Origin of the sequence: Pseudoalteromonas sp. TB41 (genome assembly GCF_000497975.1) — a bacterium.
GTDB classification, from domain to species: domain Bacteria; phylum Pseudomonadota; class Gammaproteobacteria; order Enterobacterales; family Alteromonadaceae; genus Pseudoalteromonas; species Pseudoalteromonas tetraodonis.
Window position 1 is genome coordinate 66,668 of sequence record NZ_AUTH01000104.1, and the last position, 17,006, is coordinate 83,673.

Annotated in this window: 10 protein-coding genes and 1 pseudogene; 1 reads left to right on the plus strand and 10 read right to left on the minus strand. The window is 42.0% G+C overall.

What is annotated here, in order from left to right; translation table 11 throughout:
• Positions 1-19: 19 nt before the first annotated feature.
• From L641_RS0118240 to L641_RS0118265, 6 genes are read right to left on the minus strand one after another with little or no spacing between them, the layout of a single operon-like run.
• Positions 20-658 carry an ATP-binding cassette domain-containing protein gene (locus tag L641_RS0118240; protein WP_024602715.1) on the minus strand — a complete coding sequence of 213 codons (639 nt, stop codon included), beginning with the start codon at positions 656-658 and terminating at the stop codon, positions 20-22.
• A 24-nt stretch (positions 659-682) separates the two neighbouring features.
• Positions 683-2,398, minus strand: coding sequence for an ABC transporter permease subunit (locus tag L641_RS0118245; RefSeq protein WP_024602716.1), 1,716 nt, complete (start codon positions 2,396-2,398; stop codon positions 683-685).
• Positions 2,395-3,672, minus strand: a complete 1,278-nt coding sequence (locus tag L641_RS0118250) for an ABC transporter substrate-binding protein (protein ID WP_024602717.1) — start codon at positions 3,670-3,672, stop codon at positions 2,395-2,397. The genes L641_RS0118245 and L641_RS0118250 overlap by 4 nt, the downstream gene beginning before the upstream one ends.
• On the minus strand, positions 3,659-4,483 hold the full coding sequence (locus L641_RS0118255; protein WP_024602718.1) for a DUF547 domain-containing protein: 825 nt from the start codon (positions 4,481-4,483) through the stop codon (positions 3,659-3,661). Before L641_RS0118255 ends, L641_RS0118250 begins: the two co-directional genes overlap by 14 nt.
• Entirely contained in the window at positions 4,464-6,617 is a 2,154-nt protein-coding gene (locus tag L641_RS0118260; RefSeq protein WP_024602719.1) for a bifunctional TVP38/TMEM64 family protein/FAD-dependent oxidoreductase, read from the minus strand. Before L641_RS0118260 ends, L641_RS0118255 begins: the two co-directional genes overlap by 20 nt.
• Positions 6,618-6,631: 14 nt before the next feature.
• Positions 6,632-8,986, minus strand: coding sequence for a TonB-dependent receptor (locus L641_RS0118265; protein ID WP_024602720.1), 2,355 nt, complete (start codon positions 8,984-8,986; stop codon positions 6,632-6,634).
• Positions 8,987-9,572: 586 nt separating this feature from the next.
• Between L641_RS0118265 and L641_RS0118275 the strand changes: the two are divergent.
• A pseudogene (locus L641_RS0118275) lies at positions 9,573-9,896 on the plus strand (hypothetical protein); the annotation flags it as partial.
• 360 nt (positions 9,897-10,256) lie between these two features.
• Here the strand turns inward: L641_RS0118275 and L641_RS0118285 are convergent.
• The 4 genes from L641_RS0118285 to L641_RS0118300 form a co-directional block, all read right to left on the minus strand.
• A complete protein-coding gene (locus L641_RS0118285) occupies positions 10,257-11,924 on the minus strand; it encodes a pseudouridine synthase (protein WP_024602721.1) in 1,668 nt (555 codons plus the stop codon).
• A gap of 151 nt (positions 11,925-12,075) precedes the next feature.
• Entirely contained in the window at positions 12,076-14,124 is a 2,049-nt protein-coding gene (locus tag L641_RS0118290; protein ID WP_024602722.1) for a S9 family peptidase, read from the minus strand.
• A 138-nt stretch (positions 14,125-14,262) separates the two neighbouring features.
• Positions 14,263-15,495, minus strand: a complete 1,233-nt coding sequence (locus L641_RS0118295) for a threonine/serine exporter family protein (protein ID WP_024602723.1) — start codon at positions 15,493-15,495, stop codon at positions 14,263-14,265.
• 123 nt (positions 15,496-15,618) lie between these two features.
• Positions 15,619-16,842 carry a glycosyltransferase gene (locus tag L641_RS0118300; protein WP_024602724.1) on the minus strand — a complete coding sequence of 408 codons (1,224 nt, stop codon included), beginning with the start codon at positions 16,840-16,842 and terminating at the stop codon, positions 15,619-15,621.
• Positions 16,843-17,006: the final 164 nt, after the last annotated feature.

The window sequence follows — 17,006 nt, forward strand, 5'->3', positions numbered from 1 at the left end:
CTTGAATATGAGTCAGGTTTTAAGCATCAGTGCCTAAACTAATCACTTTGCCAGCTGTTGCCTCGGCGTCACTGTGGTCGTGTGTAACCATAATGGCAGGCAATTTATGCTCGTGTATTTGACTAAACACCAGTGCGCGGGTATCAACACGCAATTGGGTGTCGAGTTTACTAAAAGGCTCGTCGAGTAAAATAGCTTTAGGTTCGCTGAGCAACATGCGTAGCAGTGCAACACGCGCTTGCTGCCCACCAGATAGACTGTCGGGATGGCGGGCTGCCAATCCTGTTAAGCCAACTTGTTCTAGGGCGTGGTCTATTTTTTCAAGACGCTGCTTTTTATTGCCTTTGGGCATAGCAAAGGCAATATTTCCTGCCACTGTTAAATGCGAAAACAATAAAGCGTCTTGGTAGAGCACCCCAATATGGCGTAAATGCGGGGGGGTGTTATCTATATTTTGATCATTTAGCCATACTTCGCCTTGTGCCCTAAAGTCTTTGGGCAAACAGCCTGTAAGCCAATTTAATAAGCTTGACTTGCCACTGCCCGATGGCCCCATAATGGTGAGTATTTCGCCGCCATTTACTTGCTCGTTTAAGCTTAGTAACAGCTCGCCTTGACGATAAAGCTGACAATCTTTGATGTGTAATGATGACTGCATTAAATAGCCTTAATGGTTTTATAGTTAAGCGCGCGCTTTAAAAAAGTATTTAGGTAACACCCATGCCACACCAAAACCAATTAGCGGCAACGCCATTTGAAAAATGGCGTAAACTGCACTGGTGCGCCTGCTTGCGCCATTAGCAAGGGTTACGGCTTCGGTGGTAATGGTACTTATACGCCCGCCACTGGCTAAAAGTGTAGATAAATATTGGCCAAAACTAATCGCCAGTCCAAGCGCTATCGCGATTAAAATAGGGGCGAATAGTTGTGGCAATTTAACCTGTAAAAACACCTTGCAGGGACTTGCCCCCAAGCTTGCGGCAACGCGCGCTAATCGAGGGTCTAAACGCCTGTAACTATCGGCAATAGATAAAAAAACATACGGTAAAACAAATAAAACGTGCACAAATATCACATTAAAAAAGGCATGCTGGCTATTGAGCAGTTGTTGTAACCACACAATACCAAATAAAAACGCAATACTGGGCACTAATAAAGGAAGATAAATAATTAACTGTGTCCATTTCGACATGGGTTTCGCGTTTAACTGCTCGGCTTCTAAGCACAGCAATACCATAGTGATAGCAAACAGCGTACTTATTCCCCCTATTATTAAGGTATTAAACAAGGGAGTATGTATTTGTGTAAATGCATGTTGAAAATGCAGAAATACCACGCTTGAGGGCACGGTATCCGGAAAACGCCAATAGCCCGCTATTGACCACATCACTAACCCAATTAGCGTAGCAACAATAAAAATTAAAATTAGACTCGTGAAAACATAAGTAAATGTGCAGATCAATTGATGTGCATACTGGCGGCGGCCATTAATAAGTGATTGCTTAAAAACTAGAGCAATGATTTTTTCAAGCAATAGCCACGTTAAGAGTAGTCCAACAGTGACCGCTAATTGTAACAGGGCACCCGCCGAGGCTTTTATTCGCAGGTTTAAATCTACATCGTTAAACCAGTGCATTATAGCAACGGCTAAAGTGGGAGGGGTATTTGGGCCAAGAATGAGTGGCATTTCAACGCTGGCGCTGGCATAAGCAAGTACTGCAAAAATAGGTAAACGTAACAGTGGGTATAAACTGGGTAGCACCACTTTAAAAAACGCCACCATAGGGTAATAACCTAAATTAACCGCAATTTGATGCTGCTTGCGTAGCTTTTTACCAAGTTCGGGTTGCGCCAAAACACCCAATGCAATCAGTAGTAAAAAAGGTAACTCTTTAAGCACAAGCCCAATAATAATGCTCCAGCCAAAAGCGTCGTAAGGTAACGCGCCTTCTGGCGCTAATTGCCAGCCAGTTAACCATGGAGAAACTAAACGAGTAAATAACCCCGATGGTGCAATTAAAAAACTCACCGCAATCGCGGCAGCGGCATGCGGAATAACCAATATTGGACTTAAAATATATTCAATGCGTTTAAGCCACGCACTATTAAAAAACGCGCCAAGCATAAAGATCATCAGCATAAACGCGATTAAGGTACTAATAAGCCCTGTTCGTATGCTCAGCCCTACCATGTGTGTTAATCCAGGCGTTTGCCATAATGCGTTAAATCCTGCTAAGCCAATATTTGTTTCATTGAGTGCCGGCGCCCAACCAAAGGCAGGTAAAAGCACGCCGATTCCCCCCCCTAAAACGGGTAAAGTAAGCAATGCGACCAAACAGTAAGGACTTATTTTGACCAAAAAGGTAAATAGGCTATTTAAAGTGGGTACTTTATTCATTGACTTACCCCATAGCGCGTTTGCCAACCTTGCATTATGGCATTAACCCAACTTGGGTGAGGCTCACTGAGTGTGCGTTTTATGCTATTAAAGGGCAGCGCACTTGGGTGCGGTTGTGTGGTTTTAAATAAGGCTTGTTGCTGGGTATTTAGCATTGATTGGATCAACACGGTTTTATCGCCCCAAATAGTGGGCTTTTGTTTATGAGCTTGCGCTTGAGGGCTTAATAAAAAATTAGCGACTAACTGTGCGCCTTGTGCATGGCTTGCATTATACGGTATTGCTACAAAGTGGGTGTTACTTAAACTGCCATCATGCATAGCATAACTGCGGGTGCTGGTGGGTAAATCAAAGCGTTGTACTGCAGCGGGCACTTCTGGCGCTGAAAAGGTAAACCCGATACTAAGCTCAGTATCGTCAATTAAGCGGCGCATTTGTGCGCCACTTTGCATAAAATGTTTGCCGCTGCGCCAAAGCGTAGGGTGTAATTTATTTAAAAATACCCACAAAGGGTTGAGCACCTCAGTGGTGTTTTTATCTGTAGCTGGCTGGTTTAGCTGTGCTTTTAATTCATCATCGCTGTTATTATGTAGTACCACTAAGGCATATTTTAAAAAGCTCATGCCTAAAAAATCAGGTGGCTTTGGGTAACTAAAACGCCCAGGATTTTGCGCGCTCCAAGTTAATAACTGGTGTAGGGTGGTGGGTAATTGATTCGTTGTGCTGCCATCTATTGCTAGGCTGTCGTAATAAAAAGTGAGCGACGCTTGCCCCCAAGGCGCTTCCATCCCGTTTGTAGGCAAACCAAAATCAAAATTTACCGCGGGGTTATTATTAGGATCGGTTAATGCAAAATTTGGCAACGTCTGGGCCCAGTCTTTAAGCAGCAAGTCATGCTTACTCATAGCGGCAAAGTTAGCGCCATTGATCCAAATTAAATCGACACTGCCTTGAGCGTGATTATTGGCTGATTTTTCTGCTAATACCCGGCTTACTGCTTCGCTGGTATCGCTTAATTTTACATGCACTAATTCAATATCATATTGCGCTTTGACCTGCTCAGCCACCCATTGAATGTAGGCATTTATTTGCGGATCGCCGCCCCATGCATAAAAATAAACGGGTTGGTTTTTACCTTGGCTTTGGATAGTTTGCCAGCGAGTATCAGAAAAAGAGGTTGCAAGGGCTTTAAAGTTAACAATTAAAACAATGCACAAAGCAATACTCAAAAAACAGTATCGGCTGAGTATTTGTATTGGCTTAACGACGTGCATTTAAATCCCAGTTGTAATCTAAAAATTTAATTTTCATGTCATTATTTTGCAGCGCTTCTTGTTGAGCGGGTAGCAGTTTTAATGCATCAGCGTATTGTGCTAAAAACGGGTGTAATGTGTTTGCTCCTTTAAAGCCTTGTTCAAAATCACCGCCGTACCATTTAAAAATAGACGATACATTTAAAGTATTGCCTGTTGCCATGTTGCGGGTGTTGTCTGACAAAAAACGAACAGTTTGCTGGTGTAATTGCTCTTCTAGTTTATCTGCCGAGTAGGCTTCTTCACGAAGTGCAGGGCAACCAATGCTGGCGCAGTTTACTGCAAAGTGAATACGCGGGTCGTTGTATTTACCACTACCACGAATTAACTCATGCTCTATATCATCAAGGCTGCGTGTTTTACCTAGCAGCGAAATAAACTCTTTACTCCACGGTGAACTAAAAAAGCTACCTAACTCTTTGATTGATTCAATATTAGGGTACTGCGTTAATATTAGTTCAACGGTAAAGGCATTATAGGCATTAATTAAAAACGCCAACTGTTTGTGTTTACCCCACGTGTTAAATTCACCTGGTGTGATGGCTGTTAACGTATTTAAATATGCTTTTAATTGGGTATGCTCGTGTTTAATTGCAGCGTAATCAACCTCAGTGCTGTGCCCATGATTAATAGCGACCACATGTTTAGTTAATAGCGTGTTCCAACTATCGTGCAAGTTTTGTGCACTACTTTTAAACGCCGTGACCAGTAGTGCACTTAAAACTAAAAACTTCAATAACGTATACAAAGGCTTAACCTCGGCGCCATGCATGGTATTTTTCAAGCATGTTTAAAACAGTTTGTGGAGCATGGTTACGTTTCCATTCACCAGCGGCATATTTGTTGCCTTCTGCCCATGTTGGGTAGCTGTGAATTGTGCCTAGAATTTTATTAAGGCCAAGGCCGTGTTTCATGGCTAAAACAAATTCAGCAATTAAATCGCCTGCATGCTCAGAAACCACAGTAACTCCGAGTATTTTGTCTTTTCCTTTAGGGGTGATCACCTTAATAAAGCCATTATTGGCGCTCTCAGTAATGGCGCGGTCTAACTCTTCAAACTCAAAGCGGGTGATTTCATAGTCTATGCCTTTATCAATCGCTTCTTGCTCGTTTAGGCCTACGCGCGCGACTTCTGGATCAATGAAGGTGGTCCATGGAATAACACGGTAATCTACTTTAAACTTTTTAAAGTGGCCAAATAAGCCATTAACCGCCGCGTACCACCCCTGATGAGCCGCAACGTGAGTAAACTGGTACGGGCCTACAATATCGCCTGCGGCAAAAATATTAGGGTAGAGTGTTTCTAAGTAGTCGTTAGTTACTATGGTGCGATTAGTTTCTATACCAAGCTCTTCAAGGCCATAGCCTTTGAGGCGTGCGCTTCGGCCAACGGCACACAGTAGCTCATCATATTCAATATCAATTTCGGTGTCGTTGTGTTTCACTACGAGGTACTTTTTACCCTCGCGTGCTTCACAGCGCAGCGCTTGGTGTGAGGTTAAAATATTAACGCCACTATCGGTCAGTGATTGGTGTGCAAAAGCTGACACTTCAACATCTTCTTTAATCATAACGCGCTGAGTCATTTCAACTTGCGTCACACTTGAGCCTAAACGGGCAAAGCTTTGTGCAAGCTCACAACCAATCGGGCCGCCACCTAAAACAACCAGTTTTTTGGGCGCTTCGTCGAGCTCGGCAAATTTGCTCCATAAAGTATCGCTGGTAACGTAACCGGTTTCTTCAATACCTGGCAGTGGCGGTACAAACGGGCGAGCATCGGTGGCAATAACAAGTGTGCGAGCGGTAAGAGTTTGCGTGCTGCCATCGTTAAGTTTAATTTCCACTGTCCACGGGTCAATCAATTTTCCATAGCCTTTTAAAACCTCCACACCTAAATTTGTGTAGCGCCCTATGCTGTCGTGCGGGGCTATATCAGCAATCACTTGATGTACACGTGACATTACTTTTTTAAAGGAAAACTGCGGTGTAGTGTTTTCAAGGCCATAGTTTTCGCCATGGCGCATTTGCTGTGCTATTTTTGCACTTTTAATAATCGCTTTACTAGGCACACAGCCAGTGTTTAAGCAGTCACCACCCATTTCGCCGGCTTCAATTAAGGTGACTTTGGCTTTTACTGCGGCGGCAATATAGCTGGTAACTAAGCCGCCTGCACCCGCGCCAATAACAATCATGTTACGGTCGAATTTTTTGGGCTTAGTGTAGTTTTTATAAACCCGTCGTTTTTTAAATACATTTAAAATCGCTTTCGCAATCAGTGGGAATACTCCTAATAGAGCAAATGACAGAATTAAATCTAGTGACAAAATGCCCGATAAACGCTCAATTTGTGCAAGTTGAGTACCGGCATTCACAAATACAAAGGTGCCTGCCAACATACCAATTTGGCTCACCCAATAAAAAGTCCACGACTTAATAGCGGTTAAGCCCATCAATAGGTTAATTAAAAAGAACGGAAATACCGGCACTAAACGCAAAGTAAAAAGGTAAAAAGCGCCTTCTTTATCTACGCCTTTATCGATAGCAGCTAAACGCTCAGGAAACCGTTTTTTAATGGTGTCGCGTAATAAATAGCGTGACACTAAAAAGGCAAGGGTAGCACCAATCGTTGAGGCAAACGACGCCACCAGTAAGCCTTCTATTAAGCCAAATAATGCGCCTGCGGCCAATGTTAAAATAGCTGCGCCAGGTAAAGAGAGAGCCGTTACTACCACATAGAGTAAAAAGAACCCGCCAATAACTAACAACGGCGATTGCGCTTTGTATTGGTTAAACTGATCCATCGACCCTTTTAAGCCATCGAGTGTAAGCAACTGGTGCAAATTAAAATGAAAGAACATGCCAATACCGGCTGCTGCAATCAATACTAACAATAGTTTTTTAATCATATTATCTCTTGGACTTAAAAGTTATGCGTTAGGGTAAGCTTGGCGTTTATTGGTAATTCAGGAAATGCCAATGTTGCGCCAAAATAGCCGCCTTCAAACACTGGACGCCAGTTATCTTGATTTGTGACGTTGTTCACATCTAATCGCAACTTAGTGCTAGGCGTAAACGCGTAGCTGGTATTGACGTTTAACGTGTATTGGTCACGAATTTTTACTGTTTGTAAAAAATCTAGCGGGTAACTCTTTGTATATAAAGCTGAAAAACCTGCCTGCCATTTCTCATTAATTGAATAACTACCATTAACGCTTAACGATTGCTCAGGAATACCTTGTACTTGGCTATTTGAAGGGGCAAACGCTGTATAACTTGGCGCGCCTATACCATTACCGGCAATAATATCTGGGCGTGAGTTATCAAACGCATCAGCAATTTGCGCCGAGTCTTGGCCAGTTGCAGAGTTATCGTAGCGTGCGTCAATATAGCTATAACCTGCACTTAACCAATATGGGTAGGCGTCGTAAAATACTTGGCCTTCAAAGCCTGAGGTACGAATACCGGTATTGCTGCCATCGCGGTTGCGTAAACTACGGCGCTGGCTAAATAGGGCGCCATCAGCATACCAATCGCTGTTGGTAGGCGCATATTTTAAGCCAAATTCTACCAGCGTGTTTTCGGTTGCAAAGTTTTGCGCACTAATCGTGTTGTCACCACCTAAGGTGTTACCACCGGCCATACTATTTGAAGTCGCTTCGTTGTAACTTGCTGCGCCGTAACTTGTAAAATCAGTATTGAGCTTGTAATTAAAACTGATTTGGCCAGATTGCAGCGTGTCGTTAATGCTATCACTGGCTGCTGTTTGTCCTTGTGGCGCTATGGGATCGTGTGCTTCTACATCATAATAATCAAGGCGGTAACCCACACTGGTACGCAGTTTATTTGTCCACTGTGAGTCATGTTGTATAGCAAAGCCAGTTTGCCAAGAGCGCGAGTCGGTAGTGTCTGATAAGTTAAAATCGCCACTGCCATCGCCGTTTGTATCGTATTGACCACCTGGGGATACAAATACACCGGGGCGCAGCTCAACTAAGCGTGCTTTTTGCGCATCGGTTAATGGAATACGACGGTTTGAAAGTGGACCCGTTAAATCAATTGGTGTGTCGGCCTCGGTGGTAAATTGGCTGTAGCCAAGTACTTTGTTGTAGCGTACATCAAAGGCTAAGATAGTTTGCTGTTCATTATTCCATTGATACGTTAGTTCAGTGCGGTTTTGTGCGGTATCGGCACCATCTATAATTTCAACAAAACTGTTTTGAGCCACTTCATCACGTTTTAAGTGCTGAAAATAACTAATATTTTTAAGCGACGCTTTATCTGAAAGCTCGCGCTTATAAATACTGTGTAATAGGTAAGTAGTGGCTTCGTTTTGGTTATCAGGATCGGTAAGTACCGTGCTGCGATCAATGTTAACTAACCCTGTTGGAGATACAATTGAACCCGCTGCGGGTACTGTGCTGCCGTTTGCTTGAACACCTTGGCCGGTAATGTAAAGACCGTGGTCGATGAGTGCTTGAGTCGGGCGGTTAATACCGGCGTTGTCGGTAAACTCAACCTGATATAGCTCAAAGTTAATATCCCAGCTGCTTTTATCATCAGGCAATACTCGCAGTGCTGCAAAAAGGCTGTCACTTTTAGTCCCTGAGTAATCGTAGTAGCTTCCATGATCAAGGTGTTCATAACTCACACGAAAACCAATTTTGTCTTTTACAATCGGTGCGGTGTAATCAAGCTGAGCGGTGTATTGATCCCAACGACCCGCAGAGAGCTTCGCTTTACCTTTGTGTTCTTCAGTTGAGGCTTGCTTAGAGTGTAAATTAACAAAGCCACCATTGCGCTGGCTTGAACCAAACAATACTGGAGGAGCGCCTTTAACTACATCTATTTGTTCTACCGCGTTAAATGATAGCGGTACACCAAAGCCGTTATTACCCGCTTGGCGACGAGTTCCATCTTGAAAGAGCTCACCTAATTGGCCTCGAATAGTGGGTAAGCTTGGTGCCCCAAAGCCACTGGCGGCATACGTATTAGGGCTCACAGCAAGTACGTCTTGCAAGGTAGTAATGTTAAGTTGTTCTATTAGCTCTTTTGAAATAGGCGTGATTGAACGTGTTATATCTTGCAGTGCTAAATTATCGCCAAAGGGGCCATTTATGGTTGCATCTTTAACAGAAAGTCCTTGAGAATTTAAACTTTGGCCCGCTACTTCAATACGCTCTATGGCATTTTCTGTTACAGGCTTTGTTGTAGCAAAAGCAATAGCGGGTGTATTTAATAAAGCGGCTATAGATACGGCCAAGGATGAATATTTCAAACCTTTTCTCTCTGTAATTGTATGTTGATGGGTATAAAAGACCGAAAGGCTTAAAAATAACTTTCAGCAATTTAACAATATTGTTATTTATTAAAATATTAAAAATAGCTGCTTTGTTAATCGATTTATTAAACAAGCTTAACAGCTATTTACAATTATTATGAAATAAAAGGGAGTTTGTACGGTCTTTATTGCTTATTAGTTTATTTATATCTTTTTTAAGGAAATTTTATGACAGGTTCAATGAATACTGATGTACAAAATCGTTTGCAGTGGTCTTTATTATCGCTTCGGTGTGGGGTGTTTATAGTGATGTAAAGGGCCTGTTTATCTTTCGAGGTTTAATTTGCAGCTGTATGTTTGGCTTTTAGGCAAGGCAGAGCCTATGTGGTGTGGTTATTCCCCATAAATAGGCGATAACGCAGCATAAATGCCAAACAGACCCTGCTCGAAGGGTTCTGCCTAGGGGCGATTTACTCTTTGTTGCTCGGTTTTTACTTAACCCACTAGGCTACAAACCTCGCGCCGCGATTAAATCGCCCCTAGCTTGAACAAATTTAAATCTGCAAAGGTCAACAGGCCCTAGTGGACGCTAGATAAATTTGTAAATCCGGGGCATAGCGCCCGAATTTTTGAACACTTTTATGGGATCAGTGGCTCTACCGATACTATTGCTTATATTTTAGGTGCACTGCAATTATTGCTAGTAATAGCATTTTTGATCGGTATTAAAAAACGTATTACTTACGGTGCTATTTTTATAATGCATGGTTTATCTACGCTTTCTTCATATAATCAATACATTGATGACTTTAATAATTTACTGTTTTTTGCGGCGTGGCCGATGTGGGCTGCGTGTTTTGCGCTTTATTTATTACGCGATCAAGACGTAAAATTTACGATTAAATAATAAAGGCAAAAAAAATGGTTATAAGCGTTAGCCTATAACCAATAAAGTACACAGGGAGTGTAGGAAGTTCTGTTGTACGCAGTAAACGGTTAGTTACCCATTTACTGTGTGTCATTAAAAGCGCTTATTGGCGCTTTTAATCAAATAAAGTGGACTGTAATAAATACTTATTTTTATAAGAGCAAAGCTAATGCCAACTTTTAATTTATTGAAATATATAGCTATTTATTATTTATAAGTAGAGGCTTTGCATAATGCAGGTAAATTTTTCTATATTGCAACGGTAAAGTTTACCGACTTTGCAATATAAAAAAATGGCAAGGCTTTTTAAAACAGAGGGGGAGTTTTAGTATCGCTGATTTAAAAATCAGCGGCTACTTCAAATTCTAAACGTTGATGAGAAATAGGGTGGGTGAAGGCTAAATACTCGGCATGTAAATGTAAGCGCTCTGCCTCCTCACCATAATGAGTATCGCCAACTATCGGGGTATTTAAACCTAATTGATGAGCGCAATGCACCCGTAACTGATGTGTGCGCCCTGTTTTAGGGTATAACTGCAGTCGGGTGGTGTTGTTTTTGCGCTCCAGTACATGCCATGTTGTTAACGACGGTTTACCGGTTTTATAACACACCATTTGGCGTGGTTTATCATCAAAGTCGAGCACAAGAGGTAAATTAATCACTCCGCTATTCTCAGTAATATTGCCCGCCACTAAAGCAACGTAACGCTTTTCAATTGTGCGTTCAATAAACTGTTTTTGCAGCGCTTTATGCGCGCGCTTATTAAGCGCAATAATTAACAGCCCTGAGGTCGACATATCTAACCGATGCACAATAAGTGGGCCAGAAGCCGCGGGGAGCTGAGTTTTAATACGCATGTACACTGAGTCATCAATATTAATCCCTGGCACCGACAAAAATTCAGCGGGTTTGTTTATTACCAGTAAATCATCGTCTTGATAAACAATAGTTAAGTCTTTCCCTTTTGCTGGGTTTGTTAGTAATGGGTTTTCTTCAACATTTAAGCCTTTTAGCATATGACCTAAAATGGGTTGGCATTTACTATAACACGATGGGTAATAATGTAAGTGATGCCTAATTGCTGATTTAGGCGGTGCACCCCACCAAAATTCGGCCATAGCCACTGGTTTTAAATGGTGCTTGTATGCATATTGTAATAATTTAGGGGCGGCGCAATCCCCCGCTCCCGAAGGCGGCGTGTGCTCAGGAAGTTTGGCAAAAATAGCATTCAGATCGGTTACTTCACCGTGTGCATTTAAAAATTGGTATTGAGCAAATAATTTCTTTTGTAGGTTTTTTGAGAGTGTTTTGCGGCGCTTTTTTAATCCGTTAATTTCACCCAGCATAGCTGCTTGGGTTTGCTCAAGCGCTGTAATTTGCGTTTGCCAGTCTTGCTTTAATGCCTGCAGTTGTTTTTTCTCAACAATACTTTGCCCAGCTAAGGTTGTTTTAAGTTGTTCAAAGTCATCGGCATTGAGTTGCTCTTGGCCAGTTTGGCGTTGCTCTTTTCGCTGTTTGCGGGTCACTTGCATGGCTTGTTGTTTGGCTACAAGTTGCTGTTCATAATTTTTACGTGCTGTAGCTAATTGCTGCTCAAGAGCTTGATAATCTTCACTGTTTTCTAATGCCGTAATTTGCGCATTAATGGCGTTAATGATTTGGCTTTGCTGACTAAATACAGCATCGTCTATGTGTTTAAGTGCAACATTAGGTGCAAAATTCAGTTGCTCATCTATGCCCGCTATTTGCCCCGAATAGGCGCTAATAAATCCCAGTTGTTGCGCCTGATTTTGAACGACTAGCACACCAAACATTTTACCCGCATCAATATCATCCGTATCTAAAATAGCCTTATCTAGCTTTTTTAATTGCTGTTGCAATTGCTGTGCAGCGACAACGGCCAAAGGGTGCGGTTTATAATAAAATGGAAATGTAAACTGCTCAGGCAGAGCAAGGGAATCGACGTTTTCATCAAAAACGGTAAAGCAGCTAGCAGGGTTTGACATGGCAGTAAAATTAGCAGTTAACAAAATAATTTCCGAGAGTTTAACATAAGCTGTGCTATGTCACTAAGGATGCGTGCTCGCCAATTTAGACCTATAAAAAAGGCCAACATTTTTATGTTGGCCTTTTAAAATTAAACGCGTTTATAAGTGCTTATTTATTTGCGTCTTTGACTTCTTTTAACTTAGCAGCATGGTCAATTTCAAACGCAGGCATCTCTTTTTTTCCTTCCATTAAATAGTTGTCCATCCAGCGCATTAAACGCAAGCTGTAGTCGTATTGCGCTGCCACTTTACGGTTACCATGACCTTCACCTGGGTAATAAACAAGACGTACATCCTTACCTTGCACTTTCATGTAGCGGTAAAGCTCCATAGATTGTGCAGGGTGAACGCGAGGGTCGTCTTTACCGTGCATAATAAGCAGAGGTGTTTCAGATTGGCCTGCCCAGTAAATAGGGCTGCGCTCTAAGTACCACTGCCATTTATCCCATGGGTATGAACGCGCATGAACTAGGTTCATTTCGTTAGAAATATCAGTAGTACCAAATTTAGACAGTTGGTTGGTGACACCCACAAACATAACGCTTGCAGCAAAGTGTTTGGTTAGTTTTGTTGCGCCCCACGCCGATGCATAACCACCGTACGACCCCCCAGTGATACCAACACGTTTAGTGTCTACTAAACCCATATCAACAAGGTGATTTTTAAAATCAACTAAATCGTCAAACTCTTTACCTGCGTAATCGTTTTGGCCTAATTTTGAGTAATCTACTCCTTTTCCTGTAGAGCCTCGATAGTTAGGATAAAACACCGCATAGCCACGTGCTGCACCCATTTGACCTGGGCGTGAGTAGTTAGTGACCCAGCCGTCTTTATCATGGCTTTCAGGGCCACCGTGTACCGACATAATCAGTGGGTAGCGTGTGCCTTTTTCATAATTTAATGGGTAAACAAGCACACCATCAAGCTCAACGCCGTCGCGTGCTTTAAGGGTAATGGTTTCTTGCTTGGCAAAGCGTTTATCATTTAACCAGCTATTTGAATCGGTTAAACGTGTTGCTTTATTGCTGCGCACAATAAACACTTCGTTAGGGTGTTTTGCGGTATTACCACGAAGTGCGAGTGTTTTATCTGAATCTGAAACACTTAATTGTGAGGCAATAAATTCACCTTCTTTGACTAATTTTTTGTATTTATTAGAGCCCGTTTTAATGCTCGCTACAAAACTTTGCGTGCCTACATTGGCAATAAAGTTAAGTGTATTACGCTTATGCGACCATTCAAAATCAACAACGTGGCCCATAAAGTTAGGTAACCACTCAGTGATTTCAGCGGTTTTAGTGTCAGCAATAAATAAGCGACCCGTTGCAGGATCGTGCTTATCTTCTGCACCTAAAATAGCAATGTATTTACCATCATGCGACAGCTCTGCATCACCTAGCTTGCCTTCAGTTTTAAACGATAAGGTTACTTTATTGCTAGCAATATCAAACAAATGCCACATAGATTTTGTGTATTTATCATCAATCAATGCGGTAGGTTGAGTTTTAACCAGTAGCTTTTCACCATTAGCAGCCCAGTTAACATCACTCACGTAATTATCAACGTTGAGTGCGGTGGGGGTAAGTGGTTTATCCGCTTTAGCTAAGTCAACAATAAAAAGCTGCTTGTTCTTTAAGCCCATTTCATATACTTCAGCTTTAAAGCCAAGTTTTTTAAGTTCTTTTTCTGACTTGTCTGCTGCAGGCATCGCTAAAATAGCGACTTGCTTGTTATCAGGGCTTAACTGATAGCTTGAAATAGAAGTGTCTTTTAAAGCAAGAACAGGTTGTGCTTGGCCGCCATCAACAGGTATTTGGTAAAGCGAAGTATATTTGTCGTCTTTTAATTTCGCTAAAAAGTAAATTGTTTTGCTGTCGTTTGACCATTGTAGGCTTTTAATATTAACTGAACCGGTAATAAAAGGGCGTTCAACACCTTTATCGTCAACAACATAAAGCTCACTGTAATTACTACCATTTTCATCAACGTAAAGCGTGCGAGGTAACGAACGGGTAAATGCAACACTGTCGCCATCGGGGCTAACGGTTGTTTGTATTACCGATTTTACTTTTGGAATGTCTTCAACAGTAATTGCTGATTGCGCAAATGCAACTGAGCTTGAGAGCCCAATTGCTATCGCTAAGCTAGTTTTTAGCATTGTTATTTCCTTTGCTTTATTAGACTTCAGCCATTATAGCAAGGTGTTCTCAATATACTAAAAAATGCGATTAATCCTCAAAAGAGGAGGTTTAATGTTGTAGTTATGCAAAAGCGCGGCTTAAAACCGCGCATAAATCTATAGACTCTTTTTAGGAGGAAGCGCCACGTTTGCAAAAATAAGTCCGGCCACGAGCGACATGAAAATTAAAAACGTTTGCTGACCAATATGATCTGCATAAACAAAGTCTTGGCCTTCAATGAGTGAGTTTAAACCAATATACGTTTTGCTCCCAGGCACTAATACAATTAACCCCTGCATAGCTACAATTGAGGCCGGGGCATTAGCAACCCGGTTAAATAAATTACTGAACACACCAACAGAAAATGCACCAATAAAGGTCCCTAACGTGTAATTTAAATCTAAATAAATAGCAGGCCCAATACTAGTGCCATAAGCTATAAAGCCTGAGGCAATAGACCACATTGCATGTTTAAGCTTTGTTCTAAAGATAACGATTAAGCTACTACACAAAAGTAAAATAGCGAGCCATGCAGTCCACTTTGGTAGCGGCTCAGGTTGTACGAAATCGGCTTGCCCAAAGACCGCAAAGCCAATAGCAAGACCAATAAAAGCCCCAAAATAAAGCTTAAACAGCAACATAAATGAGTCCATCACGCGTGCTGTGCCCGATACTAAGTGTCTGGCTGCAAGTTCAGCAAGGCCAAGTGCAAGGGCTAAACCGGGTATAAACACAATAATGGCAGAGAGTACAATTAATCGAATGTTGATGTGTGCATCTAAATGAACGCTAATAGCACAAGCAAGAATAGCCGACACTATTGCTACTAATGGCTCAAGCATGTGAGCCACACGTTTCGAACGGGCCGACCACAATACAAATAAGTATACAATAAAGGTTAATAACCCAGACCACAGCACGTCATTCCAACTGGTGCCCATGAGCATGGCAAATGCGCCGCCAGAGGTAGCAAAAGCAACACCTGTCAGCACTCCGTTATAAGGGTTTGGGGCATCAAAAATGATATCAAGTTGCTGATCAACTTCTTGCAACGTGAGCTCGCCATTGAGCATTTTATTAACTAAATCGTCGGTATCGGCAAGTGAACCTAAATCGTGATCGCCAGGGTCTACACGGGCAACATGGGTGTATTCATCTTCGTGGCCATCAGTCCAAATAACAAAGGTAACCGATGTTGGCGACATGACAAACGATGATTTAAGACCAAGGTAAGTCGCCACTTCCATTAAATGGGCTTCTAGGCGATAAGCAGGTGTACCGTACTTATGAAGCATTTTGCCCAATTTAACGATAAATTTGCGTTTTTCTGTAAACGTTGCGGTTTTCAAATTTGTTTTGAACCAACTATTAAATAACTAAGCTAAAAATATAGGCAATAATGCTAAAATTGCCCAAGTTTATCTGCGGCGATTTTAAACACAAATCGCCGTCTGTCTAGTCATTTCTCACCGTTATTTTTTATTTTTTTCTGCTATCCATTGCGACATATATTGTGTGCTGCGCATGGTGTGATGTTTTAGCATTTGACCGGTGAAATTTTTTTCCCTATGCGCTTTTAAATCGTTGCTTATAGAGTCAATTTTATTAATTAACGCCGCGCTTAATTTTACTTTGTCGTACAAGGTATTTAGTAGCGTATTGCCAGCTTTTTGTGCAGCTATAAACTCAGCTTGATTGGTATAAATTGAGACAGCAGCGTTTGCAAATTCTTCTGCATTTTGAGTGATAGCCCCAGGCCATGGTAAATGGTTATGCATACCTTCGCTACCTATTGGCGTGGTGACGCTTGGGGTTTGCATGATCATGGCCTCTAAAAGTTTACCTTTAATACCCGCCCCAAAACGCAAAGGAGCTAAGCAAATACGCGCACTTTGCATTACCTCATACGCATCATCGGCCCAACCTTTAATTAAAAAGCCGGTTTTAGGATTATTAAGCGCGGTGGCTTTTGGCGGTGGGTAGGAACCATAAATATGCAACTCTGCCTGCGGTAGTTGTTTGCGGATAAGCGGCCAAATTTTTTGTAAATAGAGTACCGCATCCCAGTTTGGAGCATGTCGGAAGTTGCCAATGGTCATAAAGTGTTGGCGTTGTTCATACGATTTAGTTTGCTCAGGTAAGGCACTTAAATCAACCATAAATGGTAAGTGATGTAACACGCTAGGCTCAACTTTAAACACTTCATTGAGTAGTTCCATCTCATAGCTTGAGATAATTAAGCTAAGATCGCAGCGTAAAATAGCGGCTATTTCACGTTTAGCTATGTCTGATAGTAAATCACTGTGGTTGAATTCACGCTCGCCTTTATGCGCCTCATGGCGTGCATTACGCAGGCATTGTAAATCTTCGGTATCCAAAATTTTAAGTGCATTAGGACAATGCTTATCTACACGCCAGCCAAATTGTTCTTCCATCATAAAACGGTCGAACATAACAATATCTGGGTTGTAGGCTTTAACGTAATCATCAAAACTATCGCAGTTAAGTGCGATGCTTTGACTGGTGATGCCGTAATCGTTCAGATTTACCATGTGCTCGGTAGGTTGTGCAGGCGTAGCAAATTCAACATTCCAGTTTTGCGATTTAAACGCATTAAGTAACGACATCATGTGCGTACCCGCAGCAGACGAATTGGGCTCTGGCCATACATAGCCAATTACCAGCACTTTTTTCATTGGCTAGATCTCTTATTATTAGGGTCTGTTGACCTTTCAAGGTTAAATTTGCAGCAGTCTGTTTGGTATTTAGGCAAGGCAGAGCCTATGTGGTGTGGTTGTTCCCCACAAATAGGCGATAACGCAGCATCAATACCAAATAGGCGCTGCCCGAAGGGTTCTGC